Raw genomic sequence first — 24404 nt, 5'->3', positions numbered from 1 at the left:
GGATCGCGCTGCGAAGTGCGGTCGCGTTAGCTATCCGAGGTCGAAAAAAAACGGCGCCGAGGCGCCGTTTTTCTTTGTGCGGTGCGTGTCGCGGTCAGCTCTTCATCAATCGCCGCTGCCGCCCGACGCTCATGATCATCCCGATCGCGATGCCGAGCGTCGTGAGCGCGGTGCCGCCATAGCTCATGAATGGTAGCGGCACGCCGACGACCGGCAGCACGCCGCTCACCATCCCGATGTTCACGAACGCATAGACGAAGAACGCGAGCGTGAGCGAGCCCGCGAGCAGGCGGCCGAACAGTGTCGCGCCCTGCGCGGCGATATAGAGCCCGCGCGCGATCAGCGCCATGTACAGCGTCAGCAGCACAAGCCCGCCGACGAGCCCCCACTCCTCGGAGAACACCGCGAAGATGAAGTCGGTGTGCTTTTCCGGAATGAATTCGAGGTGCGCCTGCGTGCCTTTCAGGTAGCCCTTGCCGAGCACGCCGCCCGAGCCGATCGCGATCACGGCCTGGATCGTGTGGAAGCCCTTGCCGAGCGGGTCGGAAGTCGGGTCGAGCAGCGTACACACGCGGTGCTTCTGGTAATCGTGCATCAGCGGCCACTGCACTTCGGGCTGGCAGATGCGTTCTTCGAACACGGCGATCGAACCGACCGCGATCACGCCCGCGACGAGCACCGGCACGATCAGCTTGAACGACAGGCCGGCGAGGTAGATCACGAAGAAGCCGGCCGCGAACACGAGCAGGCCCGTGCCGAGGTCGGGCTGCTTCGCGATCAGCCCGACCGGTACCAGCAGGATCCCGAACGCGGCGATGAAGTCGTACCAGCGCAGCCCGCCTTCGCGGCGCTGGTAGTACCACGCGAGCATCAACGGTGTCGCGATCTTGAGGATTTCCGACGGCTGGATCACGACGCCGACGTTCAGCCAGCGCTTCGCGCCCTTCTTGGTCATCCCGAACAGCGCGACCGCGACCAATAGCGCGACCCCGAACGTGTAGAGCGGGACCGCGAAGCGCATCAGCGTCGTTGGCGGGATGTTGGCAATCACCCACATCAGCACGAACGTCAGCAGGATGTTGCGCAACTGGTCCTCGACGCGGCCCGGCATGTCGATCGCCGCGCTGTACAGCGTGACGATGCCGACGCACAGCAGCAGGAACACGATGAGGGCGAGCGGACGGTCGAAGCCCGCGAACATCTGCTTGATCTTGTCGAGCCAGGCGCGCTTGTCGAATTGCATGCCTTTCTCCGTTAATGAGCGGTGCCGGCGTCCGCCGCCTTCGCGGGGGCCGTTGCACGGTGATTGTCGTCGCGCGGCGTGGCGACGAGCGGCTGCGCGTCGCTGGCGGGCCGGCGTGGCCGGTGCGGGCGCCGGATCGGCGGCAGGCTCGCGGCCCTCGGCGCAGCGGCGCTGGCGCTGGCCGGCGTGGCAGCGCTCGCGGCGGCAGCCGACGCTTCGGAGGCTGCCGCGGCCGATGCCGCTTCCGCCGCGCTGGCTGCGGTCGGCACGACCGGCTGCGGCAGCGCGGTGAAGCCGGCCGCGACGGCGGCAGGCTTGTTCGCGTCGCCGATCACCGGCGCGTTGACGGGTTCGGTCGCCGACGCCGCGGCAGCCACGGCCGCCGCCTCGTTCTTCGGGTTCTGGCGGTCGACGAGGAAGAAGTCGAGCACGCGGCGCGCGATCGGGCCGGCGGCCTGCGCACCCCAGCCGCCGTTCTCGACGACCAGCGCGACGGCGATCTGCGGATGGTCGACCGGCGCGTAGGCGATGAACAGCGCGTGGTCGCGCAGGTGCTCGGCGAGCAGGTGGCCCTTGTAGTTGGAGCCTTGCAGCGAGAACACCTGCGCGGTACCGGTCTTGCCGGCGGCGAGGTACGGCGCGCCGCGGAACACCTTGTACGCGGTGCCGGACGGGTTCTCGATCACGTTCTCCATCCCGCGCTTCACGACGTCGATGTCGCCCTGCTTGAGCGGGATCACTTCGCTTTCCTTCGGCACGGTCAGGCGGCGCCCGCGCGTGATCGGATCCTCGACTTCCTTCACGAGGTGAGGCTTCATCACGACGCCGTTGTTCGCGAGCGTCGCGGTCGCGTGCGCGAGCTGCAGGATCGTGAACGAGTTGTAGCCCTGGCCGATCCCGAGGCTGATCGTCTCGCCGTCGAACCACTTCTGCTGCGCGGCCTTCTTGAACGCCTTCTTCTTCCAGTCGGTCGACGGCAGGATCCCGCGCGCCTCGCCCTGGACGTCGATCCCGGTGATCTGGCCGAAGCCGAACGGTTTCATGAAGTTCGCGATCGCGTTCACGCCGAGGTCGCGCGCGAGCATGTAGAAGTAGGTGTCGTTCGACACCATGATCGCCTTGTTCATGTCGACCCAGCCCTGGCCCGAGCGCACGTCGTTGCGGAACGTGTGGCCGCCGAACGTGAAGTAGCCGGGATCCTGGAAGCCCCAGCCCGGCGTGCGCTTGCCGAGCGTGAGGCCGGCGAGCGCCATGAACGGCTTGTACGTCGAGCCGGGCGGGTAGGTGCCGTGCAGCGGGCGGTTCAGCAGCGGCTTGTCGGTCGAATTGTTCAGCTCGTCCCAGGTCTGCTGGTCGATGCCGTCGACGAACGAGTTCGGGTCGAAGCTCGGCGACGACACGAATGCGAGCACGTCGCCCGTCTTCGGCTCGATCGCGACCAGCGCGCCGCGCTTGCCGGCGAACGCCTGCTCGGCGACCTGCTGCAGCCCGATGTCGAGCGACAGCACGAGGTTGTTGCCGGGCGTCGCCTGCGTGCGCTTCAGTGTGCGCACCGGCCGGCCGCCGGCCGTCACCTCGACTTCCTCGAAGCCCGTCAGCCCGTGCAGCTCGGTCTCGTAGCTCTGCTCGACGCCGATCTTGCCGATGTAGTCGGTGCCCTTGTAGTTGTTCGCGTCGCGGCGCGGATCGTAGTTTTCCTGGTCGCTGTCGTTGTCGTCGCTCATCGCGTCGATGCGATCCTGGTCGCGCTTCGAGATCCGTCCGATGTAGCCGATCACGTGCGCGGCCGTCGTGCCGAGCGGATATTGGCGGAACAGCCGCGCGCGCACGTCGACGCCGGGGAAGCGGAAGCGCTGCGCGGTGAAGCGCGCGACTTCCGCGTCGGTGAGCCGCGTGCGGATCGGCAGGCTCTCGAAGTTCTTCGAGTCTTCCTGCAGCTTCTTGAAGCGGCGGCGGTCGCGCGCGTCGATCGGGATGATCTCGGACAGCTTGTCGATCGTGTTGTCGAGCGTGCCGTCGAGCTTCGACGGCGTGATCTCGAGCGTGTACGCCGAATAGTTCTTCGCGAGGATCACGCCGTTGCGGTCGGTGATGATCCCGCGGTTCGGCACGATCGGCGCGACGGAGATGCGGTTTTCCTCGGCCTGCAGCGCGTATTTGCCGTGCTGCATCAGCTGCAGGTAGAAGAAGCGGCTCGCGAGCAGCCCGAAGCAGACGAACACGAACACGCCCGCCGCCGCGACGCGCAGGCGGAACTTCGAGAGCTGCTGTTGAGTGTCGTTGAATTCGGTCATGCGATTAGGAGCGATCTGACCCACGCACGCCGTGCGGGCGCGGGCGAGGTGCCGCCCCGGAGCGCGGCGCGCGGCGGGCGTGGAGGCGGCGGGTATTCAAGGCAGGCCCCTGGCTCAGATGGGGCGCGTATCGTCCGGATCGACCGGGCGGCGTTGCGGCATCAGCAGCAGGTGGCTCGCGATCGGCCACAGCGCGGCCTCGACGAAGCCGTCGACCAGGTAGCGCCAGCCCGGGAACGCGGCGCCCATCACGAGGCGAATCACGAACGGTACGAGCTGCGCGACGACCAGCAGCGGCGTGACGTACAGCACCTGCACGCCGATCGGCATCCACAGCACGCGGCGGTGGATCGTGATCGCGCCGTACGACAGCAGCGTATAGGCGAGCGCATGCTCGCCGAGCAGCCCCGCGTCATGCACGTCCATCAGGATGCCGAGCGCGAATGCGACGCCCATCCCGACCTTGCGCGGCTGGTGGATGTTCCAGAACAGCAGCACGAGCGCGACGAAGTCGGGCACGCCGGGCAGGCGGCCCCACGGCATCAGGTTCAGCAGGAACGCGGCGGCGAGGCTGAAGACGATGAAGTACGGATTGACCGGCTGCAGGATGTATTGCGGGCGATTCATCGCTGGGCTCCTGATTGCCCGGCCGCGGGCTTCGCGGGCGTGGCGGCGGGCTTGGCCGGAGCGGCCGGTGTCGCAGGCGCGGGCTTCGCGCCGGGCTGGGGCGCGGCGGCCGGCTTCGCGTTCGCGTCGGCCTTGTCGGCTTTGTCACCCTTCGCGGCGGCTTTCGCGCCCTTCTTGCCCTTCGCGTTCTTGTCGGCGGCCGGGTCGGGCTCGGCCGGGCGCGGCGGGATGTCGTTCTGGTAATGCAGCACGAGCATCTGGCGCGCGCCGCGCACGGCGGCGATCGGCGCGCAGGTCACGCGCGCGAACGCCGTATCGGCGAGCTTGTCGACGCGCGCGACCTTCGCGACCGGCAGGCCGGGCGGATAGACGCCGTCGAGGCCGCTCGTGACGAGCTCGTCGCCGACGACGAGATCCGCGCTGGTCGGCACGAAGCGCAGGTCGAGCGAATCGCCCTTCGGCGTGCCGTAGATCACGCTGCGCAGGCCGGTGCGCAGCACCTGCACGGGAATCGCGAGATCGCGGTCGGTGACCAGCGTGACTTCGGATTGCAGCGGGAACACGCGCGTGACCTGGCCGATCACACCGTCTTCGCTGACGACGGGCGAACCGCCCTGGATGCCCCGCTGCGAACCTTGCCCGATCACGATCTTCTGCGTGAACGGATCGCTCGTGTCGTACTGGATCTCGGCCGGCGTCGATTGCGTCGCGATGTGCTGGCGCAGCTCGAGCACCGCGCGCAGGTGCGCGTTCTCCTGCGTGAGCACGGCGGCCTGGTTCGCTTGCGTGGACAGCTGCAGGTTGCGCTTGCGGAGGTCGTCGTTCTCGTGGCGCAGCGACGCGCCGGTGACGGCGAGGTCGGCCGCGCCCATGAACAGGTCGCGCGGCACGAGCGCGGCGCGCTGCAGCGGATAGAGCACGGTGCCGAGTACGCCGCGGACGATTTCGAGCGTGCTGAAGCGCGCGTCCGATACGAGGAGCGCGATGGCGAGGGCAACGAAGAAGATGAGCCGCGCGAGCGCGGGCGGACCTTGCTTGAAGAGGGGCGGCGGACTGTATTCCATGGTCGGCGCCGGGCGCGAATGATCGGTTAAATGATGCTCAGACGCGCAAACGGCGCGGCGGTTCGTTCTAAACGAGCGATCCGGCCACGCCGCGGTTGCGTCATGTCAGGGAACTGCCTGGACGATCACTCGTACGAGAAGATGCTGCCCAGCTTGTCCATGCGCTCGAGCGCCATGCCCGAACCACGCACGACGCAGGTGAGCGGATCTTCCGCGACGAGCACCGGCAGGCCGGTTTCTTCCGCCAGCAGGCGATCGAGGTCGCGCAACAGCGCGCCGCCGCCCGTCAGCATCATCCCGCGTTCGGCGATGTCGGCGCCGAGTTCCGGCGGCGTCTGTTCGAGCGCGATCTTCACCGACGACACGATCTGGTTCAGCGGATCGGTCAGCGCTTCGAGGATTTCGTTGCTCGAGATCGTGAAGCTGCGCGGAATGCCTTCCGACAGGTTGCGGCCCTTCACTTCCATTTCCTTGACTTCGGAGCCCGGGAATGCGGAGCCGATTTCCTTCTTGATCGCTTCGGCGGTCTGTTCGCCGATCAGCATCCCGTAGTTGCGGCGGATGTAGTTGACGATCGCCTCGTCGAACTTGTCGCCGCCGACGCGGACCGAACCCTTGTACACGATGCCGCCGAGCGAGATCACGCCGACTTCGGTCGTGCCGCCGCCGATGTCGACGACCATCGAGCCGGTGGCTTCCGACACCGGCAGGCCCGCGCCGATCGCGGCCGCCATCGGCTCCTCGATCAGGTAGACCTGCGATGCGCCGGCGCCGTGCGCGGCTTCCTTGATCGCGCGGCGCTCGACCTGGGTCGAACCGCACGGCACGCAGATGATGATGCGCGGCGACGGCGAGAACATGCGCGACTCGTGGGCCGTCTTGATGAACTGCTTGATCATCTGCTCGGTGACGGTGAAGTCGGCGATCACGCCGTCCTTCATCGGGCGGATGGCCTCGATGTTGCCCGGCACCTTGCCGAGCATCTGCTTGGCTTCCTTACCGACTGCCTGGATGGTTTTCTTGCCGTTGGGGCCGCCTTCCTGGCGGATCGACACGACGGACGGTTCATCGAGCACGATGCCCTTGCCGCGCATGTAGATCAGGGTGTTTGCGGTGCCGAGGTCGATCGCAAGATCGTTGGAGAAGTAGCTGCGCAAAAAACCGAACATTCAGAATCCTGTTTCGCTCTGGGCCGGCCCTGCATAGCGAGCGCTGAGGGCGGCAGCGGAAAAAATAACAGCCTCGGGAAGCGTGGCGGAAGCGGCCGCCGCGGCGCACGAAGCTGCGAGTGATGTCTACCGGGGATCGCACGATGCACGCACGGCTTGCCGAAGCGGGGCGAAACGGTGCGGGAAAAGGCTGCCGGGTTTGGGTCGAACGCGTAATGATACCTTATAATTTCACGGTATTTGAATCGAAACGGACGGTATTTTTGCCGCTTCGGCCCCGATTTTTGAGGGTGGGATCGCACCCTCCAACCCCCCGCCGCAGTGCTGCTTTTGATGCGCTGCGCAGCCTTGTTTTTCCGGTGATCGCATGGCCCTGACCCTGACCGATGTGAAACGCATCGCGCACCTGGCGCGACTCGAAATGGCCGACGCCGACGCCGAGCACATGCTCGGCCAGCTCAATGAACTCTTCGGCCTCGTCGAGCAGATGCAGGCGGTCGACACCGCCGGCATCGCGCCGCTCGCCCACCCGATCGAACAGATCCAGGAAGTCGCGCAGCGCCTGCGCGACGACGCCGTGACGGAAGTCGTCAATCGCGACGACAACCAGCGTCCGGCGCCGGCCGTCCAGGACGGCCTCTATCTCGTGCCGAAGGTGATCGAGTAAGCATTCGATGACAAGCGCGCCGCCGCCTTCGCGCCGCGCGCCACCCAGAATTCCCAGGAAAACCACTCAATGCACGCAAAAAGCCTGACCGAACTGCGCGCCGCGCTCGCCGCCAAGGAATGCTCGGCCGTCGAGCTCGCGCAGCTCTACCTGAAACGGATCGAAGCCGCGCGCGACCTGAACGCGTTCGTCCATGTCGATGCCGATCTGACCCTCGCGCAGGCGAAAGCTGCCGACGCGGAGCTCGCGCGCGGCGCGGGCGGTGCGCTCACCGGCCTGCCGATCGCGCACAAGGATGTCTTCGTCACGCGTGGCTGGCACTCGACCGCCGGCTCGAAGATGCTCGCGAACTACGAGAGCCCGTTCGACGCGACCGTCGTCGCCCGCCTGCAGGCGGCCGGCATGGTCACGCTCGGCAAGACCAACATGGACGAGTTCGCGATGGGCTCGTCGAACGAGAATTCGGCGTTCGGCGCGGTGAAGAACCCGTGGGACACGAACGCGGTGCCGGGCGGTAGCTCTGGCGGCAGCTCGGCCGCCGTCGCCGCGCGCCTCGCGCCGGCCGCGACCGGCACCGACACCGGCGGCTCGATCCGCCAGCCTGCGTCGTTCGCGGGCGTGACGGGCATCAAGCCGACCTACGGCCGCGTGTCGCGCTACGGGATGATCGCGTTCGCGTCGTCACTCGACCAGGGCGGCCCGATGGCGCAGAGCGCGTCCGACTGCGCGCTGCTGCTGAACGCGATGGCCGGCTTCGACGAGCGCGACTCGACGAGCCTCGAGCGCGACGATGAAGATTTCACGCGCCACCTCGGCCAGCCGTGGGCGGCCGGCAACGATGCGGGCAAGCCGCTCGCGGGCCTGCGCATCGGCCTGCCGAACGAGTATTTCGGCGACGGCCTCGCCGACGACGTGCGCGCGACGATCGACGCGGCGCTGAAGCAGTATGAAGCGCTCGGCGCGACGCTCGTGCCCGTGTCGCTGCCGAAGACGGAGCTGTCGATCCCCGTGTACTACGTGATCGCGCCGGCTGAAGCCTCGTCGAACCTGTCGCGTTTCGACGGCGTGCGCTTCGGCCACCGCGCCGCGCAGTACGGCGACCTGCTCGACATGTACAAGAAGTCGCGTGCGGAAGGCTTCGGCCCCGAGGTGAAGCGCCGGATTCTGGTCGGCGCGTACGTGCTGTCGCACGGCTACTACGACGCGTACTACCTGCAGGCGCAGAAGATCCGCCGCATCATCGCGAACGATTTCCAGGAAGCGTTCAAGTCCTGCGACGTGATCATGGGCCCGGCCTCGCCGACGGTCGCATGGGATCTCGGCTCGAAGGGCGACGATCCGGTGCAGATGTATCTCGCGGATATCTACACGCTGTCGGTGAGCCTCGCCGGCCTGCCCGGCATGAGCGTGCCGTGCGGTTTCGGCGCGGGCGCGAACGCGAAGCGTCCGGTCGGCCTGCAGATCATCGGCAACTATTTCAACGAAGCCCGGATGCTGCAGGTTGCGGACGCGTTCCAGCGCGCGACCGACTGGCACAAGCAAGTTCCGGCGGGGGTGTAAGCATATGGCTACTCAATGGGAAGTCGTCATCGGTCTCGAGACGCACGCGCAACTGTCGACCGTCTCGAAGATTTTCTCGGGCGCGCCGACGCAGTTCGGCGCGGAGCCGAACACGCAGGCCTGCCCGGTCGACCTGGCGCTGCCGGGCGTGCTGCCGGTGCTGAACCGCGGCGCGGTCGAACGCGCGATCCGCTTCGGCCTCGCGATCGGCTCGACCATCGCGCCGCGCAGCATCTTCGCGCGCAAGAATTATTTCTACCCCGATCTGCCGAAGGGCTATCAGATCAGCCAGTACGAGATTCCGGTCGTGCAGGGCGGCCAGATCACGATCCAGGTGCCCGCCAACGAAAAGGCCGGCAAGGAAGCGTACGAGAAGACGGTCAACCTGACCCGCGCGCACCTCGAGGAAGATGCAGGCAAGTCGCTGCATGAAGACTTCGCCGGGATGACGGGTATCGACCTGAACCGCGCGGGCACGCCGCTGCTCGAAATCGTCACCGAGCCGGAAATGCGCAGCGCGGCCGAGGCAGTGGCCTACGCGAAGGCGCTGCACGGGCTCGTCGTGTGGCTCGGCATCTGCGACGGCAACATGCAGGAAGGCTCGTTCCGCTGCGACGCGAACGTGTCGGTGCGTCCGGTCGGCCAGGAGAAGTTCGGCACGCGCGCGGAAATCAAGAACCTGAACTCGTTCCGGTTCCTCGAGGAAGCGATCAACTTCGAGGTGCGTCGCCAGATCGAGCTGATCGAGGACGGCGGCGAAGTCGTGCAGGAAACGCGCCTCTACGATCCGGACAAGCGCGAGACGCGTTCGATGCGCAGCAAGGAAGACGCGCACGACTACCGCTACTTCCCCGACCCCGACCTGATGCCGCTCGTGATCGGCCAGGACTGGATCGAGCGCGTGCAGTCCGGGATGCCCGAGCTGCCGGTCGCGATGCAGCAGCGCTTCGTCGACGAATACGGCATTTCCGCGTACGACGCGGGCGTGCTGACGTCGAGCAAGGCGATGGCCGCGTACTTCGAGGCCGTGGTCGCGAAGGCGGGCACCGCGAACGCGAAGATCGCCGCGAACTGGCTGATGGGCGACGTATCGTCGCAGCTGAACCGCGACGGCATCGAGATCGACGCGATTCCGGTCTCGGCCGCGCAACTCGCGCTCGTGCTGCAGCGCATCGCCGACGGCACGATCTCGAACAAGATCGCGAAGGAAATCTTCGCGACGATCTGGGACGAGAAGGCGGACGACGAAGGCGCGGCCGACCGCATCATCGACGCGAAGGGGCTGAAGCAGATCTCCGACACCGGCGCGCTGGAAGCGATCATCGACGAGGTGCTCGCGGCGAACGCGAAGTCGGTCGAGGAATTCCGCGCGGGCAAGGAAAAGGCGTTCAACGCGCTGATCGGCCAGGCGATGAAGGCGACGAAGGGCAAGGCCAATCCGCAGCAGGTCAACGAACTGCTGAAGAAGAAGCTCGGCTGAGCATGACCGCGCGCCTGAACCGCGCTTGACGACGGGCCGCCCCGAACCAGTTCGGGGCGGCCCGTTGCGTTTGGTGGATGCGTTATCGTATGCACCACAGCGTCCAACGGAGGAACGAATGGCGAAACAACCGTCGCTCGACGATTTCCGCGTGCCGTACAGCACGCGCGAGAAGGAAGCCGCAGCATTCAAGCTCGATGCGTTCGACCCGGCCGCGAAGCCGTTCTCGTCCGGTTCGAAGGACGACGACCGCGAACGGCTGTCGGCCGTGTCGACCGAGCTCGACGTGCAGCAGGAGCGCCTGCACACGCAGCAGAAGAAGCGCGTGCTGCTCGTGCTGCAGGGGATGGATACCAGCGGCAAGGACGGCACCGTGCGCGCGGTGTTCCGCGAGGTCGATCCGCTCGGCCTGCGCGTCGTGCCGTTCAAGGCGCCCACGCCGATCGAGGCCGCGCACGACTTCCTGTGGCGCGTGCATGCGCAGGTGCCGGCCGCGGGCGAGCTCGCGATCTTCAACCGCAGCCACTATGAAGACGTGCTCGTGCCGCGCGTGCTCGACCTGATCGACGCGAAGGAATGCGAGCGCCGCTACCGGCAGATCCGCGATTTCGAGACGATGCTGGTCGAGAACGGCACGACGATCATCAAGTGCTTCCTGCACATCTCGAAGGACGAGCAGCGCGAGCGGCTGCAGGCGCGCATCGACGATCCGACCAAGCACTGGAAGTTCGACATCTCCGATCTCGACGCGCGCAAGCACTGGGACGCGTACCAGTCCGCCTACCGCGACGCGCTCGCCGCGACGTCGGCCGAGCACGCGCCGTGGTTCGTGATCCCGGCGAACTCGAAGACGCACCGCAACGTGATGATCGCCGAGCTGCTGCTGCGGGCAATGACCGACATGAAGCTGGAATTCCCGCCGCCGAAGCCCGAGCTCGAAGGCGTGAAGATCCGCTAAGCTGCACCCCTGAAAAAACATCGAACTGAACGGAATCCGACATGATGCGAGTGATTACCGCCAACCTGAACGGCATCCGCTCCGCCGCGAAGAAGGGCTTCTTCGAGTGGCTCGGCGAACAGAACGCCGATTGCGTGTGCGTACAGGAAATCAAGGTCTCGGCCGACGACCTGCCCACCGAATTCGTCGAGCCGCACGGCTTCAAGAGCTATTTCCACCACGCCGAGAAGAAGGGCTACAGCGGCGCGGGCGTGTACAGCCGCCGCGAGCCCGATGACGTGATCATCGGCTTCGGCAGCAGCGAATTCGATGCCGAAGGGCGCTATGTCGAGGCGCGCTACGGCAAGCTGTCGGTCGTGTCGGTGTACGTGCCGTCCGGCTCGAGCGGCGAAGAACGCCAGCAGGCGAAGTACCGCTTCATGGACGAGTTCATGCCGCACCTTGCCGCGCTGAAGAAGAAGCGCGAGGTGATCCTGTGCGGCGACGTGAACATCGTCCACAAGGAAATCGACATCAAGAACTGGAAGAGCAACCAGAAGAATTCGGGCTGCCTGCCGGAAGAGCGCGAATGGCTCACGAAGCTGTTCGACGATGTCGGCTATGTCGACGTGTTCCGCACGCTCGACCCGCGCGCCGAGCAGTACACGTGGTGGAGCAACCGCGGCCAGGCGTATGCGAAGAACGTCGGGTGGCGGATCGATTACCAGATCGCGACGCCGGGCATTGCCGGCACCGCGAAAAGCACGTCGATCTTCAAGGACATCAAGTTCAGCGACCATGCGCCGCTGACGATCGACTACGACTACAAGAAGTGATGTTCGACGCTACGCCGTGCGCGTAGCTGTCGAGCCACCCGGTCGCCGGATGCAGAACGGGCCGCATGTCGAACATGCGGCCCGTTTCGCTTGGGGCGGGTGCCGCCCGGCGGCGCTTACTGCTTGATCGATGCCATGTCGACCACGAAGCGGTACTTCACGTCGCTCTTCAGCATCCGTTCGTAAGCGGCATTGATCTGCTGCATCGGAATCGTCTCGATATCCGACGTGATCCCGTGCTCCGCGCAGAAGTCGAGCATTTCCTGCGTTTCCGCGATCCCGCCGATCAGCGAGCCGGCGAGGCGGCGGCGCTTGAAGATCAGGTTGAACACCTGCGGCGACGGATGGTCGTGCTCCGGTGCGCCGACGAGCGTCATCGTGCCGTCGCGCTTCAGCAGGTGCAGGAACGGGTTCAGGTCGTGCGGTGCGGCGACCGTGTTCAGGATGAAGTCGAAGCTGTTCAGGTGCGCGTTCATCTGCGCGTCGTCCTTCGAGATCACGACTTCGTGCGCGCCGAGCCGCTTGCCGTCCTCGACCTTCGACGGCGACGTGGTGAACAGCACGACGTGCGCACCCATCGCGCGCGCCAGCTTCACGCCCATGTGGCCGAGGCCGCCGAGCCCGACGATGCCGACCTTCTTGCCGGGGCCGACGTTCCACTGCCGCAGCGGCGAGTACGTCGTGATCCCCGCGCACAGGAGCGGCGCGGCACCGGCCGGGTCGAGCGTGTCGGGCACGCGCAGCACGAACGCCTCGTCGACGACGAGCTGCGTCGAATAGCCGCCGAACGTGATGTCGCCCGTCACGCGATCCTGGCCGTTGTAGGTGCCGACGAAGCCGTTCTCGCAATATTGCTCGAGGCCGTCGGCGCAGCTCGGGCAGGTGCGGCACGAATCGACGAGGCAGCCGACGCCGACCAGCTCGCCGACCTTGAAGCGCGTCACATCCGGGCCGGTCGCGGTCACGCGGCCGACGATTTCATGGCCCGGCACGACCGGGTAGATCGTGTTGCGCCATTCGTTGCGCGCCTGGTGCAGGTCCGAGTGGCAGACGCCGCAGTAGAGGACGTCGATCTGGACGTCGAGGTCGCGCAGCGCGCGACGCTGGAATTCGAACGGGGCAAGCGGCGACTGCGAATCGGTCGCTGCGTAGGCATAGGTAGTGCTCATGCGATGGGCTCCTTGTCCGGAAAGCATCCGGCGAAACAGACTGCCGTCGCATCATGTGGCGATGCGGCGAGGCAGGACGTCATCGTAAGGAGCGCGGCGCCGCGGCGAAATACACGAAGGTCTGGAAGATTTGCCTATTCCTCTCTAACTGCATCCAAACAGCCGTCAAAACACGTTCAAGGTGCTACATTGCGAGCCAGATTCTCTTGCCGGACAGGACTACGCCGATGAGCTTCGAGCCCCTTTTCGCCGACTCGGGCGACCGTGTGCAGCGCCGCATGATCGAGCTGCACACGCACCTCGCGCCGAACGAGGGCGACACGCTTGCAACGCTCGACGGCGTGCGCTTCTTCCGTGTGAGCCGTCCCGCGCCGCGTATGCCCGTACTGTACGAACCGAGCATCATCGTCGTGTGCCAGGGGCGCAAGCTCGGCTATCTCGGCGACCGTTCGTTCGTCTACGACGCGCAGCAGTACCTCGTGCTGTCGGTGCCGCTGCCGTTCGAATGCGAGACCTTCGCGAGCATGGACGAGCCGTTTCTCGCGATCTCGATCCGCGTCGATCTCGCCGTGATCGCCGAGCTCGCGATCCTGCTCGACGAGACGCTCGGCGCGGCCGTCAGCGAACCGGTCGGCGTGTATTCGACGCCGCTCGACGCGCCGCTGGCCGACGCGGTCGTGCGGCTGCTCGAAGCGCTCGCGTCGCCGCACGACACGCGCGTGCTGGGCCCGGCGATCATGCGCGAGATCGCGTATCGCGTGCTGACGGGTGAGCAGGGCGACGCGATGCGCGCGGCGCTCGTGCAGCAGCATCACTTCGGCCGCATCGCGAAGGCGTTGCGGCGCATCCATGCCGACCTGAGAACCGATCTCGACGTCGAGACGCTCGCGCGCGAGGCCGGCATGAGCCTCGCGGTGTTCCATGCGCAGTTCAAGCATGTGACGGCGACGTCGCCGATGCAGTACGTGAAGGCCGCGCGGCTGCACCAGGCGCGGCTGATGATGGTGCAGGACGGAGTCGGCGCCGGCACGGCGGCCGCGCGTGTCGGCTATGCGAGCGCGTCGCAGTTCAGCCGCGAGTTCAAGCGGCTGTTCGGCCGCAGCCCGGGTGACGAGGTGCGCTGGATGCGCGAAAGCGTAAGCCGGCCCATCGGCGATCGGGGGGCGATCGACCTGACGACCTGAGCGAACGGCGGCGCGCAGCGGCGGTGCCGCGCGTGTGAAAGTGGTGTGCAGCGTTGCTGCGTATTCAGCGCCGCACGACCTTGCGACGCTGCGCGCTGATGCCCGCGTAGTCGGGCAGCGCATCGACGCGCTTGCCCTCCGCCTTTGCGTACAGCGGCATGAGATCCGGCAGGCGGTTCAGCAGATCCTGGCGGCGGGCGGTGCTGTACGGGTGCGTGTAGATGAAGCCGGTCGCCTTGTTCCCACGTGTCGCGACCGCGAGCTTGTCCCACAGCGTGATTGCCGCGCGGGGATCGAAGCCCGCGCGGGCGGCGATGTCGCCGCCGATCACGTCGGCTTCGGTCTCGTCGGTCGGGTCGTAGTGGAGCGACTGCAGGCGTTCGCCGAGGTTCAGTGCCTGCGGCAGCGGCTCGCCGACGCCGAACAGCGGCGGCAGCGTGGCCGCGCGCAGCGACGTCTGCGACGTCGCGCTGAAGTTGCTGCGCGCGTGTTCGCGCAGCGCATGCGCGATGCCGTGCGCGAGCAGCACGCCGAGTTCATCGTCGTTCAGGCGGACGCGATCGAGCAGGCCGCCGTACACGAGCACCTTGCCGCCCGGCAGGCAGGTCAGGCGAATGTCGCGCGAGCGGATCGCGTTGACGTCCCACGCCCAGCTCTTCACGCGGTCGTTCCATTTCACCGAATACGGCGCGAGCTTCGCGACGATCGCGCGCAGGCGCTTCACGCGCGGCTGGTTCGCGGGCAGCAGGCGGTTGCTGTCGGCGGCCGCCTGCACGATCTGCGCGTATTCGTTCGCGGTGAGCTGCTCGAGCAGCGGCGACGGGATCAGCGTGCGAAAGGCAATGGCGTCGCCGTAGCGGACTTGCTGTGGGCTCTGCGCATACGCCTTCGCCGACACGGCGGCGCCGGTCGGCTGCGCGGGTTCGGCGGTGGCCGGCTGGGCAGGGGCGGCGGGAGCCGAAGTCGCCGGCGGTGAAGCGGGTGCCGTGGCCGGTGCGGAGCCCGCGGCGGTGGCAGCGGGCGTGCCGGCGTCGGTCGCATGGGCGAACCCCGCGGCGAGCGCCGCGGCGCCGACGCTCAACGAAGCCGCAACGCGCGCGAGGCGGTGCAGGCCGTTACTGCGCACGGCTGGCCTCGCCGTTGCGTGCGGCCCCGTTCCACGGCGCGATCTTGAACAGCAGCAGCATGCCGGGAATCGCGAGCGCGGTGCACACGATGAAGTAGTCGAACCAGCCGATCTTCGCGACGATGAAGCCGCTCGCGGCCGACGCGAGCGTGCGCGGCACCGATGCGAGGCTCGTGAACAGCGCGAACTGCGTAGCCGTATAGCGCGGGTCGGTCGTGCTCGCGATGTACGCGACGAACGCGGCCATCGTCAGGCCGGTGGTGAAGGTTTCGACGCCGTAGACGAGCGCAAGCGCGACCGTCATCGGGCTGAATTGCGGCGTGACCGCAATGCCGAACACCGACAGCACCGACGCGATCGCATGGCTCGTCGACACGGTGAAGTCGTAGAGCATCGCGAGCACGGGCGAGCCGGGGCCGAGCTGCGCGAGCCACGCGAAGCCGAGCGTCGACACCATCTGCAGCACGCCGAAGATCCACAGCCCGCGGCCGATGCCGATTTTCACGAGCCAGATGCCGCCGATGATGCCGCCGGCCACGCTCGCGATGAGCGCAGTGGTTTTCGCGACGATGCCGATCTCGGTGCGCGAGAAGCCGATGTCGAGGAAGAACGACGTCGACAGCGTGGTGGCCATCGTGTCGCCGATCTTGAAAAGGAAGATGAACGCGATGACGAGCAGCGCGCCGGCCCAGCCGTCGCGCTGGATGAATTCGCGGAACGGCAGCACGATCGCGTCGCGCAGGTTGCGCGGCGGCGCGCCGATCACTTCGGGCTCGCGCACAACGAGCGTCATCAGGATGCCCGGCAGCATGAATGCGCCGGTGATCGCGAACACGACGTCCCACGGCAGGTGGTCGGACAGGATCAGTGCCAGCGAGCCGGGGATCAGCGCGGCGAGCTTGTACGCGTTCACGTGTATCGCGTTGCCGAGGCCCTGCTCGGTGTCGCGCAGCAGCTCGCGGCGGTAGGCATCGATCACGATGTCGGCGCTTGCGCCGAAGAACGCGACGAGCGTGGTGAGCGCGGCGACCGTCCAGATCGAGTCGCGCGGCGACACGAAGCCGAGCGCGGCGATTGCGCCCGCGACCAGCAACTGCGTGAGCAGCAGCCAGCCACGCCGGCGCCCCGGCCGCCAGCCCGGCAGGCGCGGGATGTAGCGATCCATCAGCGGCGCCCACAGGAACTTCCACGTGTACGGGAACTGGATCAGCGCGAACAGGCCGATTTCCTTCAGGTTCACGCCCTCGGAGCGCAGCCATGCCTGCACGAGGTAGACGAGCGTGAAGAGGGGCAGACCCGACGTGAAACCGAGGAACACGCAGATCAGCATGTGCGTGTTCAGATAGGCTCGCCAGCCGGGGTGATCCTCGTGAGCGGTGAGTGCGGGCGCCTCGTGTGGCGTTTTCGACATGGACTGGAACTGGGTAGCGTTGACTGATTGCGGCGACAGCGCAGGCAGCGGCGCGGGTAGCGCAGCGGCGCGGCCGCACGTGCGTGCGTGCGGGCCGTCGGCGTCCGTCAACGGCTCCCCGGCTCAGCTGCGCTTGACGCGGTAGACAGCAAGACTACCACGCCAGTTCGCTCCCCATCGAATCGGTTGGCCTCCGTGCAGCACCACGCGGTCGAGGATCGTCACGCCGACTTCGGGCGCGAGCGCCTCGAAATCCTCGATCGTCAGCACCCGGACGTTCGGCGTGTTGTGCCACTGGTAGGGCAGCGACTTCGACACCGGCATCCGGCCGTTCAGCACCGACAGCCGGTGCGGCCAGTAGCCGAAGTTCGGGAACGACACGATGCATTCGCGCCCGACCCGCGCGGTTTCGCGCAGGATCGCGGCCGTCTGGTGAATCGTCTGCAAAGTCTGCGACAGGATCGCGATGTCGAAGCTGTGATCCTCGAACAGGCGCAGGCCGTCTTCCAGGTTCTGCTGGATCACGTTGATGCCGCTCTTCGCGCTCGCGAGCACGCCCGCGTCGTTCAGCTCGATCCCGTAGCCGGTCACGTCCAGCTCTTCCATCAGCAGCGCGAGCAGCGAGCCGTCGCCGCAACCGAGGTCGAGCACCGTCGAGCGCGGTTCGACCCAGCGCGCGATCGTGCGGAAATCCGCGCGCGCGGACAGGGAATTCAGTGCTTGCTGGTTCATGCACCCACCTCGATGGCGATTCGTTCGTAATACGCGCGGAGCAGGTTGTGATAGCGCGCGTCGTCGAGCAGGAACGCGTCGTGGCCGTGCGGCGCATCGATTTCCGCGTAGCTGACCGTGCGTTTGTTGTCGAGCAGCGCCTTCACGATCTCGCGCGAGCGGGCCGGCGCGAAACGCCAGTCGGTCGAGAAGCTCGCGATCAGGTATTTCGCCTGCGTGTGCGCGAGTGCGGCCGTCAGGTTGCCGTCGAACGCCTTCGCCGGGTCGAAGTAGTCGAGCGCGCGCGTGATCAGCAGGTAGGTGTTCGCGTCGAAGTAGTCGGCGAACTTGTCGCCCTGGTAGCGCAGGTACGACTCGACCTCGAATTCGACGTCGAAGCTGAAGTTGTACGCGTCGAGCGCGCCGTCGGCGCGGCGCAGCGCACGGCCGAATTTCTCGGCCATGTCGTCGTCGGACAGGTACGTGATGTGGCCGATCATCCGCGCGACGCGCAGGCCGCGCTTCGGCTTCACGCCGTGCGCGTAGTAGTCGCCGCCGTGGAAATCGGGATCGGACAGGATCGCCGAGCGCGCGACCTCGTTGAACGCGATGTTCTGCGCGGACAGCTTCGGTGTGGACGCGATGTCGATGCAGTGCGCGACGCGCTCCGGATACATCAGGCTCCACGCGAGCGCCTGCATGCCGCCGAGGCTGCCGCCCATCACCGCGGCGAAGCGGTCGATGCCGAAGGCATCCGCGACGCGCGCCTGCGCGTGCACCCAGTCCTCGACGGTGACGACCGGGAAGCTCGCGCCGTACGGCTTGCCGGTCGACGGGTCGATGCTCATCGGGCCGGTCGAGCCGAAGCACGAGCCGAGGTTGTTCACGCCGATCACGAAGAAGCGGTTGGTGTCGAGCGGCTTGCCGGGGCCGACCATGTTGTCCCACCAGCCGGTGCTGCGCGGATCGTCCGCGTAGACGCCGGCGACGTGGTGCGACGCGTTGAGTGCGTGGCAGACGAGCACCGCGTTCGAGCGCGCGGCGTTGAGTTCGCCGTACGTCTCGACGACAAGCTGATAGTTGCCGATCACGCTGCCGCTTTGCAAGCGCAGCGGTTCGGCGAAGTGCATGGTCTGTGGAGCGACGATGCCGATCGATTCCATTCGTTCCGCCTTATGACTGGGCAGCTAAATGGTGTCGGCGATGCGCGGAGTCGGAGATGCGCGGCTGACGACCTCTTTAGCCGCATTTGTAGTGAACCGCCGGGACACAAGACACATCAAGACCCCGGCCGGTTCGCGCGCCCGCAATCGAGTCAGCAAATCGGCGCGCTTCCGACATACCGCCCAAGGGGCGGCAGTCGGCAAAGTATAGCGGAAATTGTGGAGCGCGGATTCGGGCGCGCCGGGGTGTCCGGCTGGCGGCTACCCCGGGTGTTGCCGCGTCGGATGCGGCGGCCTGCACGGGCGGCGGCGTTCGGCGCCGTATGGAAGGGGCGGCGTGGTCCGTCAGGCCGCCGCCGTGCCGTGGCGTCGCGTTACCAGCGGTACTTCGCGGCGAATCCGCCCTTGACCACCGCGTAGTCGGACAAGTTCGCCTCCACGCCGAGGCTGGCCGATACCGCGAAGCGCTTCGATATCTGCCCCGTCGCACCGATGCGGAACGCGGCGCGGTCGCGCGGCACGCTGAACGAGAACGCGTTGCCGTCGAGTGTCAGCGACCGCGAGCCGGGGCCGTGCCACCAGTTTGCCTCGATGAACGGGCGCAGCTCGCGGCCGGCCGCGATCGCGGTGACGCCGTGCACGCGTACGCCGACGCGGGTCTGCACGTCCGTCGAGCCCTGGCCGTCGAGATAGCCGCCTGCCGTATGGTGTGCGGCCGCACGATAGTCCGACACGACGAGTTGCGCCTGCGGCTCGACGAAGAAGCGCGTGTCGCCGCGCTCGTAGAAGCGGAACGAGTGGCCGGCTTCGACCGAGCCCGTGACGGTGCGCGACCGGTACGAATCGCCGGCGAGACTGCCGCCGACCCGGTTCGCATACGCGCCGTACATGAACCACGCATCGACATACGGGCCGGACAGGATGTCGCGGTTGCCGTACCACGTGCCGTACAGGCCGACGTTGTAACCTTCGACGCTGCCGCGCGCGGTCGCATCCGCGATACGTTGCTCGGCGGCATTCCACAGCGGGCGCGTCGACCAGCTCGTCTGGCTGCCGTACATGCCCATCGCGCCGACCCGGATGCGGCCGCCGCGGCCGTCATCGAAGCGGAGCAGGTCGGCCCCCGCGTGTACCAGGCGGCCGTTACCCGACACGCTGCGCGCACCGCCCGACATCGACGTGAACTGGCCTTCGGCACGCAACCACGCGGCGCCGTCGAGCGGTTGCGATCCTGCGCGATCGGTGCGCAGCGACTGGTCTTCCCGCTGATGCAGCGTGTGGATCGCCATCGTCGCGGCTGCGTCGGCGTTCGCGAGATAGGCGTCGGGCTCGGGTGCGGCGGCGCGCGGCGACGGTGGCGTGATCTCCGGGCCGATGGGCGGATCGGGATCGACGGGGCCGGGCGGCGGCGGCTCGGGTTTCGCGGCGGAAACGAGATACCAGTCGTCTGCGTTGCCGCCCTGGCCGCCACGCGCGAGCATGTAGTCGTAGCCGCCGGCCGACAGCGTGCCGAAGCCCTGCCGGTAGCCGTCCGACGCGGCATCGAGCGCGAACGCGGCGGCGTCCGTCGTGCCGCCGTTGCGGGTCTCGACGATCGGGATGCCGACCGTGGTCTGCGCGCCTTCGCCACCCGAACGCTTCACGATGATGCCCGTGTTGCCCGATGCATGTCCGCCGTCGATCACGAGCCGGTCGGTGGGCGACGTGTCGTCGTGCAGCGTCGTGTGGACCAGCAGCCGGCCGTTCCGGGCCGCATAGTCGCCGTTGACGACGAGCGTGCGCGGTGTGCCGGCGTCGGGCGTTGCGAACGCGATGGTCGAATCGTTCAGCGCGATGGAGCCGACCGTCGAATCGCGAGTGACCGTCCACTGGCTGCCGCCGTCGAGCGACAGGGTGCGGACGACGCCGGTCGCACCCGTCCACATGGAGGCGCCGGAGAGTGCGACGTCGGTGACGGGCGGTGTCGGGTTGCCGTCGTCGTCCGGGACATTCATGATGCCGCCTTCGGCCTGCGCGCCGGTATCGAGCGACAACCGAACGGGCTCGCCGGACTCCGCGTACACGGACATCAGCGTTCCATTGCCGCCGAAAGCGCGCGCGCCGTTTCGCAGTGAAATGGCTGCGCCGGATGCGGCGATCGCGTTGCTGCGTTCGCTGACGAGCGAGCCGCCATCGACATTCAGCATGCCGCCGCTGCCGACAGCGGCTGCGGCAGCGCCGTTGCCGGTCGTCCGCGCATCGGTGCCCGCCAGGTCGATCGTGCCGCCGGCACCGGCATAGACCGCGGTGGCGTTCTCGCCATGCGTGTAGACGGTCATGTCCGCCAGCGTGGTGCGGGAGCCGTTGCCGCTCGACAGCACGCCGTAGGCGCGCTCGCCGCTGGTTTCGATGCCGCCGCCGTTCATCGCGACTTGACCGCCGAGCCGCGCGATCGCGCCGATCGCACGCTTGCCGGTGGTCGTGACGAACGTGTCGCTGGCCTGCACGACGGGGGTATCGGTGTATTCCTTCGACGCGTACAGCCCGTGTGCGCTTTCGCCATGCGTGACGACACGCGTGCGTGAGAGGTCGACGCTGGCTTCACGCGTATCCACGCCGATCGCGGCATAGCCGTCGGTTTCCAGGTGCGAATCGGTGAGCGTGGCCGTGGTAGCGCTGGGCAGATGGATCGCCGATGAATAGTCGCCGGTCGTCCGGATGTCGGCGCGAGTCAGTGCTGCGCGGACGTCGTCGTAGCTGATGGAGAGGCCATAGGCGAACATGCCGCTGGTGCGGATCAGCGTGTCGGCGACGTCGATCGCGCCGCCGGGCGCGTAATTGACGGCAATGCCGTATGCCTCCTTGCCGCGCGTCACGATCACGCTGTCGGTGAGGTCGAACCGGCTGCCGTTGCCGTCGAGCGACGCGCCGTGCGAATAGTCGCCGTCGGTATCGATGGAGATGCGTTCCGCCGCCGCGCTGCCGCCGTAGCGGATGTCGATGCCGGCACTGGAGCCGCCGCGGGTCCGGATTTCGGTGTCGCGCAGCTCGACGCGCGAGCCGCGCCCCCACGCGGCAGCGCCCGCCGCGACGTTGCCGGACGAGAACAGGCGAGTCTTGCCGGTGGTGGTCAGCACGCCGCCGTTGACGGCGGAGAACACGGCTTCGCCGGAGACGATCGTCGAGTAGAAGCCCGGTGCGACCTCGAGCGTGACGCCGTCCGCCTGCTGCGCGCCACCGGTGTTGACCTCGGCCACCGACGGCCACGGCATCACCGCACCGGCGAGCAGCGCGGAGCGTGCGAGACGCCGGCCGGTGCGGACGGGAATGAATGGGAACCTGCGATTCACCTGCTCACCTCGATATCAATGGAATGGGTAAAAGTTAGCCTGAGCGGGTGATATGTGAAATTGGACGAGTTCGAATTTCGACAGAAGCGGGTCGATTGCATGGCGCGCCATTGAAATCCGAGGCGCGCGATCCGGGCAGTGGGGGTATGCCGCGGGCGATCATGGTGGAACGGGCGATGGATGCAACGGCATGCCGTGCAGGTCGATCAAGTTGTGTCGCGCGTGCGTCGAATCACCGAATGGCGGCGTCGCATGCCGTGGCGGTGGCACGAGCCCGCCGGGATGACGGCGTGCCGCGTGGGCGCATTCGCGTCGCCGGCCAGACGGCTACGCGATGCCCGCGCACGTCTGTCGCGTGTGTATCGACAACCCGCGCCGGGCGAGCGGGGCATATGCGCCGCGATGCACCCGCGCCACGGCAACGAGCCGGTGCGCGGGCATCCATTCACTGGTAGCTCATGGTGAACGTTGCAACGCCCTTCACCGTTCCGGCGGTAACGGGCCCGGTGGCGACGTATTGCACGCTGAGCGGAATATTCGTCAATCCCGACGACGGTGCGACATACCACTGGTTCTGGTTGCCGACCGCGGCCGAGTCGGGGCCGTAAAAAACGGGTTGTCCGTTCCGCGTCACGCGGAGCTTCACGCCCGTCGCCGATGAGCCCTGCGCCAGCGTCAGCAGGTCGCTTCGGTTCGTGACGTCGGTCAGATCGGTCAGCGTCACGAATACATTCGAGCCTGCCTTGCAGGACAGTCCGATGTTGAAACCCGTATCGCCCGCCGTGGCGCCGACACCATTCAGCTTGCCGCTGCTGACCGGCGGCATCGGTACGCGGACATCCGTCGTCGTCACGTCGCAGCTTTTTTTCATCGGCTCGATCGTTGAGCCAGAGCTGGTCCAAGTAAGGGCGTGGTGCCCTGTCGCACCGCTTCCGGGCCACCGCCTCCGGAACTCAAAGCTCAGCATGCGGAAAGCCCCCAACGGTAGTTTGGCGTTGTAGATTTTGTCGCTCAGCTTGATCATTTCATACTTGACCCTGATCGTGCCCGTGATGTCGGTGGGTGCGGGAAGCGGTGCCCCCCATTGCTGCTGGCTGCTGGTCACGGGCATGACTTGACCTGTCTCCAGGTTTGTCTTGCGAAAGCCGATCCATTCAAATATCGGATACTCTGACCAAAAGCCGGAGTATCTCCCGACGCCCGGGAACTGGGAGGGGTAGCCCGACCGGTCCAGGGCCCAAACTTCGTACCCGCCGTCCCCGCCGTTGCCTGCCTTGTTCGGGGGGCAAGAATAGGGAATGTTCACAATGACCGTTGCAATGACGGCGCCGTCCGGTGTTTGGGGCGGGACGACGACTTTCGGGAAATCGAACTGCGTAAAGCCACCATTAACCTCGTTCCAGCTATTGCCTGAAGTGACGCAGACGAGCTGGGTCGGCGGGGGCAGCGGGGCCGCATGGGCGAAATTGATCGTGCCCAGCCAGGCAATGCCGAGGCTCAACGAGTACTTCAATATTCGAGCGATAAATCTGTTTTCAATCGAAATCATTTGCACCTCTTATGGCCGGCCCGACCGATTCCACGGTGAATATTCCGCTGTAAAGCGAGTGGCAAGGCCGCAGAAAAAGCTTTTCATGCGGAAGTCGCGGTTCAGTGAAGAGCAGGCGATCGGGGTGTTTGCGTTGCTTCGCGCGACTTTGATCGCCGCCGCGTAGGGCGGCATGCGCAGCGGCAAGCGCTTTCCGTCGCCGATGACGCCGGCGCGCATGAATGGTTGCCCGCGCATCGATCGATGGATGATCGACGCGCGGGCGCGCGCATGACGCGCGCGGGGTGGTTACTGATACATGATCGAGTACATCACCGACGTATTCACCGTACCCTGGCCGGCAGGGCCGCCCGTTGCGACGTACTGCGCGTAGTACGGCAGCGTCGCGGCGCCGTTCACCAGCGCGACGGCCGTCGAGTTTTCGTCTGCCTTGCCGAGCCCGATGTTGCTTTGGTCAGCGCCGTTGAGCAGGCCGACTTCGACGTTCTTCGCCGTGCCCGATGCGTTGAGCAACTGGCCGGTCGTCGAGTTGACCGTCGTGCCCGGCTCGAAGTGCGTGTAGACGTTGCCGGTGGCCGGCGAGCAGTTCTTCAGGCCGATATTGAACGGCGTGCGGCCCGCGGTGGACCCGCCGGACGCGAGCGACGACGTCGATACCTTCGGCAGGCCAACCGAGAAATCCTTGCCGCCGGTGCCGTTGCCGTCGATCGTGCAGGTCTGCGTACCGATCTTGCCGGTGATCGTGATGGTGCCGTCGGCGGCGTGCGAAACGGCCGGCAGGGCCGCTGCGGCAGCCACGGTCAGGGCGGCGATGCTGGAGAGTGCGAATTTCATGTCAATTCCTCTGGTACTAGGTAGATAAACGGACTCCGCCGTCGCGCCGTC

At 66.8% G+C, this 24404-nt stretch carries 20 protein-coding genes; 6 read left to right on the top strand and 14 right to left on the bottom strand.

Annotation, left to right across the window (positions count from 1 at the left end; translation table 11 throughout):
* Nucleotides 1-94 precede the first annotated feature (94 nt).
* The 5 genes from rodA to BCO18175_RS26770 all read right to left on the bottom strand — a co-directional run bounded on the left by rodA (nt 95) and on the right by BCO18175_RS26770 (nt 6397).
* A complete protein-coding gene (rodA, locus tag BCO18175_RS26790; protein ID WP_039353786.1) occupies nt 95-1243 on the bottom strand; it encodes a rod shape-determining protein RodA in 1149 nt (382 codons plus the stop codon).
* 11 nt (nt 1244-1254) lie between these two features.
* Nucleotides 1255-3537, bottom strand: a complete 2283-nt coding sequence (mrdA, locus tag BCO18175_RS26785) for a penicillin-binding protein 2 (protein ID WP_174985581.1) — start codon at nt 3535-3537, stop codon at nt 1255-1257.
* A gap of 114 nt (nt 3538-3651) precedes the next feature.
* A complete protein-coding gene (mreD, locus tag BCO18175_RS26780) occupies nt 3652-4164 on the bottom strand; it encodes a rod shape-determining protein MreD (RefSeq protein ID WP_009687274.1) in 513 nt (170 codons plus the stop codon).
* Complete coding sequence (gene mreC, locus BCO18175_RS26775) at nt 4161-5228, bottom strand: rod shape-determining protein MreC (protein ID WP_174985578.1); 1068 nt, start codon at nt 5226-5228, stop codon at nt 4161-4163. Before mreC ends, mreD begins: the two co-directional genes overlap by 4 nt.
* A gap of 125 nt (nt 5229-5353) precedes the next feature.
* Nucleotides 5354-6397 (bottom strand): rod shape-determining protein, encoded by a 1044-nt coding sequence (locus BCO18175_RS26770; RefSeq protein WP_004189550.1) that lies wholly within the window; start codon nt 6395-6397, stop codon nt 5354-5356.
* Nucleotides 6398-6764: 367 nt separating this feature from the next.
* Here BCO18175_RS26770 and gatC point away from each other — a divergent pair, with 367 nt between their 5' ends.
* From gatC to BCO18175_RS26745, 5 genes are all read left to right on the top strand, one after another.
* On the top strand, nt 6765-7064 hold the full coding sequence (gene gatC / locus BCO18175_RS26765) for an Asp-tRNA(Asn)/Glu-tRNA(Gln) amidotransferase subunit GatC (protein ID WP_039353798.1): 300 nt from the start codon (nt 6765-6767) through the stop codon (nt 7062-7064).
* Nucleotides 7065-7133: 69 nt separating this feature from the next.
* Nucleotides 7134-8624, top strand: coding sequence for an Asp-tRNA(Asn)/Glu-tRNA(Gln) amidotransferase subunit GatA (gatA, locus tag BCO18175_RS26760; protein WP_174985569.1), 1491 nt, complete (start codon nt 7134-7136; stop codon nt 8622-8624).
* 4 nt (nt 8625-8628) lie between these two features.
* Nucleotides 8629-10104 carry an Asp-tRNA(Asn)/Glu-tRNA(Gln) amidotransferase subunit GatB gene (gatB, locus tag BCO18175_RS26755; RefSeq protein WP_174985567.1) on the top strand — a complete coding sequence of 492 codons (1476 nt, stop codon included), beginning with the start codon at nt 8629-8631 and terminating at the stop codon, nt 10102-10104.
* A 118-nt stretch (nt 10105-10222) separates the two neighbouring features.
* Complete coding sequence (locus BCO18175_RS26750) at nt 10223-11062, top strand: polyphosphate kinase 2 family protein (RefSeq protein ID WP_174985565.1); 840 nt, start codon at nt 10223-10225, stop codon at nt 11060-11062.
* Between the two features lie 41 nt (nt 11063-11103).
* The gene (locus BCO18175_RS26745; RefSeq protein ID WP_174916637.1) at nt 11104-11877 is read left to right on the top strand and encodes an exodeoxyribonuclease III; all 774 of its coding nucleotides are present in this window, start codon (nt 11104-11106) and stop codon (nt 11875-11877) included.
* Nucleotides 11878-11993: 116 nt separating this feature from the next.
* On the opposite strand, the gene BCO18175_RS26740 is transcribed toward BCO18175_RS26745, so the two are convergent.
* Nucleotides 11994-13046, bottom strand: a complete 1053-nt coding sequence (locus BCO18175_RS26740; RefSeq protein ID WP_174916636.1) for an NAD(P)-dependent alcohol dehydrogenase — start codon at nt 13044-13046, stop codon at nt 11994-11996.
* 227 nt (nt 13047-13273) lie between these two features.
* On the opposite strand from BCO18175_RS26740, the gene BCO18175_RS26735 reads away from it, so the two are divergent.
* Nucleotides 13274-14230, top strand: coding sequence for an AraC family transcriptional regulator (locus BCO18175_RS26735; protein WP_174985563.1), 957 nt, complete (start codon nt 13274-13276; stop codon nt 14228-14230).
* Between the two features lie 64 nt (nt 14231-14294).
* Here the strand turns inward: BCO18175_RS26735 and BCO18175_RS26730 are convergent, their stop codons facing one another.
* The 8 genes from BCO18175_RS26730 to BCO18175_RS26695 form a co-directional block, all read right to left on the bottom strand.
* Nucleotides 14295-15356 (bottom strand): M48 family metallopeptidase, encoded by a 1062-nt coding sequence (locus BCO18175_RS26730; protein WP_174985561.1) that lies wholly within the window; start codon nt 15354-15356, stop codon nt 14295-14297.
* Nucleotides 15346-16767 carry an AmpG family muropeptide MFS transporter gene (locus BCO18175_RS26725; protein WP_174985559.1) on the bottom strand — a complete coding sequence of 474 codons (1422 nt, stop codon included), beginning with the start codon at nt 16765-16767 and terminating at the stop codon, nt 15346-15348. Before BCO18175_RS26725 ends, BCO18175_RS26730 begins: the two co-directional genes overlap by 11 nt.
* A 123-nt stretch (nt 16768-16890) precedes the next feature.
* Entirely contained in the window at nt 16891-17499 is a 609-nt protein-coding gene (metW, locus tag BCO18175_RS26720) for a methionine biosynthesis protein MetW (RefSeq protein ID WP_174985557.1), read from the bottom strand.
* A complete protein-coding gene (metX, locus tag BCO18175_RS26715; RefSeq protein ID WP_174973595.1) occupies nt 17496-18641 on the bottom strand; it encodes a homoserine O-succinyltransferase MetX in 1146 nt (381 codons plus the stop codon). The genes metW and metX overlap by 4 nt, the downstream gene beginning before the upstream one ends.
* A 374-nt stretch (nt 18642-19015) precedes the next feature.
* Nucleotides 19016-21892, bottom strand: a complete 2877-nt coding sequence (locus BCO18175_RS26710) for an autotransporter outer membrane beta-barrel domain-containing protein (protein WP_174985669.1) — start codon at nt 21890-21892, stop codon at nt 19016-19018.
* Nucleotides 21893-22415: 523 nt separating this feature from the next.
* Nucleotides 22416-23519 (bottom strand): fimbrial protein, encoded by a 1104-nt coding sequence (locus tag BCO18175_RS26705; RefSeq protein WP_174985555.1) that lies wholly within the window; start codon nt 23517-23519, stop codon nt 22416-22418.
* Nucleotides 23520-23528: 9 nt separating this feature from the next.
* Nucleotides 23529-23738 carry a hypothetical protein gene (locus BCO18175_RS26700; RefSeq protein ID WP_174985553.1) on the bottom strand — a complete coding sequence of 70 codons (210 nt, stop codon included), beginning with the start codon at nt 23736-23738 and terminating at the stop codon, nt 23529-23531.
* A gap of 69 nt (nt 23739-23807) precedes the next feature.
* On the bottom strand, nt 23808-24353 hold the full coding sequence (locus BCO18175_RS26695; protein ID WP_174985551.1) for a fimbrial protein: 546 nt from the start codon (nt 24351-24353) through the stop codon (nt 23808-23810).
* Nucleotides 24354-24404 lie beyond the last annotated feature (51 nt).

The organism is Burkholderia lata, assembly GCF_902499335.1.
Taxonomy (GTDB): domain Bacteria; phylum Pseudomonadota; class Gammaproteobacteria; order Burkholderiales; family Burkholderiaceae; genus Burkholderia; species Burkholderia lata_B.
Note: the sequence above shows the minus strand (reverse complement) of the source record. Positions and strands in the feature narration are given on the sequence as shown.

Coding starts and splice junctions, on each gene's coding strand:
- rodA (WP_039353786.1), bottom strand. CDS start 1,243: ATGCAATTCGACAAGCGCGCCTGGCTCGACAAGATCAAGCAGATGTTC.
- mrdA (WP_174985581.1), bottom strand. CDS start 3,537: ATGACCGAATTCAACGACACTCAACAGCAGCTCTCGAAGTTCCGCCTG.
- mreD (WP_009687274.1), bottom strand. CDS start 4,164: ATGAATCGCCCGCAATACATCCTGCAGCCGGTCAATCCGTACTTCATC.
- mreC (WP_174985578.1), bottom strand. CDS start 5,228: ATGGAATACAGTCCGCCGCCCCTCTTCAAGCAAGGTCCGCCCGCGCTC.
- BCO18175_RS26770 (WP_004189550.1), bottom strand. CDS start 6,397: ATGTTCGGTTTTTTGCGCAGCTACTTCTCCAACGATCTTGCGATCGAC.
- gatC (WP_039353798.1), top strand. CDS start 6,765: ATGGCCCTGACCCTGACCGATGTGAAACGCATCGCGCACCTGGCGCGA.
- gatA (WP_174985569.1), top strand. CDS start 7,134: ATGCACGCAAAAAGCCTGACCGAACTGCGCGCCGCGCTCGCCGCCAAG.
- gatB (WP_174985567.1), top strand. CDS start 8,629: ATGGCTACTCAATGGGAAGTCGTCATCGGTCTCGAGACGCACGCGCAA.
- BCO18175_RS26750 (WP_174985565.1), top strand. CDS start 10,223: ATGGCGAAACAACCGTCGCTCGACGATTTCCGCGTGCCGTACAGCACG.
- BCO18175_RS26745 (WP_174916637.1), top strand. CDS start 11,104: ATGATGCGAGTGATTACCGCCAACCTGAACGGCATCCGCTCCGCCGCG.
- BCO18175_RS26740 (WP_174916636.1), bottom strand. CDS start 13,046: ATGAGCACTACCTATGCCTACGCAGCGACCGATTCGCAGTCGCCGCTT.
- BCO18175_RS26735 (WP_174985563.1), top strand. CDS start 13,274: ATGAGCTTCGAGCCCCTTTTCGCCGACTCGGGCGACCGTGTGCAGCGC.
- BCO18175_RS26725 (WP_174985559.1), bottom strand. CDS start 16,767: ATGTCGAAAACGCCACACGAGGCGCCCGCACTCACCGCTCACGAGGAT.
- metW (WP_174985557.1), bottom strand. CDS start 17,499: ATGAACCAGCAAGCACTGAATTCCCTGTCCGCGCGCGCGGATTTCCGC.
- metX (WP_174973595.1), bottom strand. CDS start 18,641: ATGGAATCGATCGGCATCGTCGCTCCACAGACCATGCACTTCGCCGAA.
- BCO18175_RS26710 (WP_174985669.1), bottom strand. CDS start 21,892: ATGCCGTGGCCGTCGGTGGCCGAGGTCAACACCGGTGGCGCGCAGCAG.
- BCO18175_RS26705 (WP_174985555.1), bottom strand. CDS start 23,519: ATGATTTCGATTGAAAACAGATTTATCGCTCGAATATTGAAGTACTCG.
- BCO18175_RS26700 (WP_174985553.1), bottom strand. CDS start 23,738: ATGCGCGCCGGCGTCATCGGCGACGGAAAGCGCTTGCCGCTGCGCATG.
- BCO18175_RS26695 (WP_174985551.1), bottom strand. CDS start 24,353: ATGAAATTCGCACTCTCCAGCATCGCCGCCCTGACCGTGGCTGCCGCA.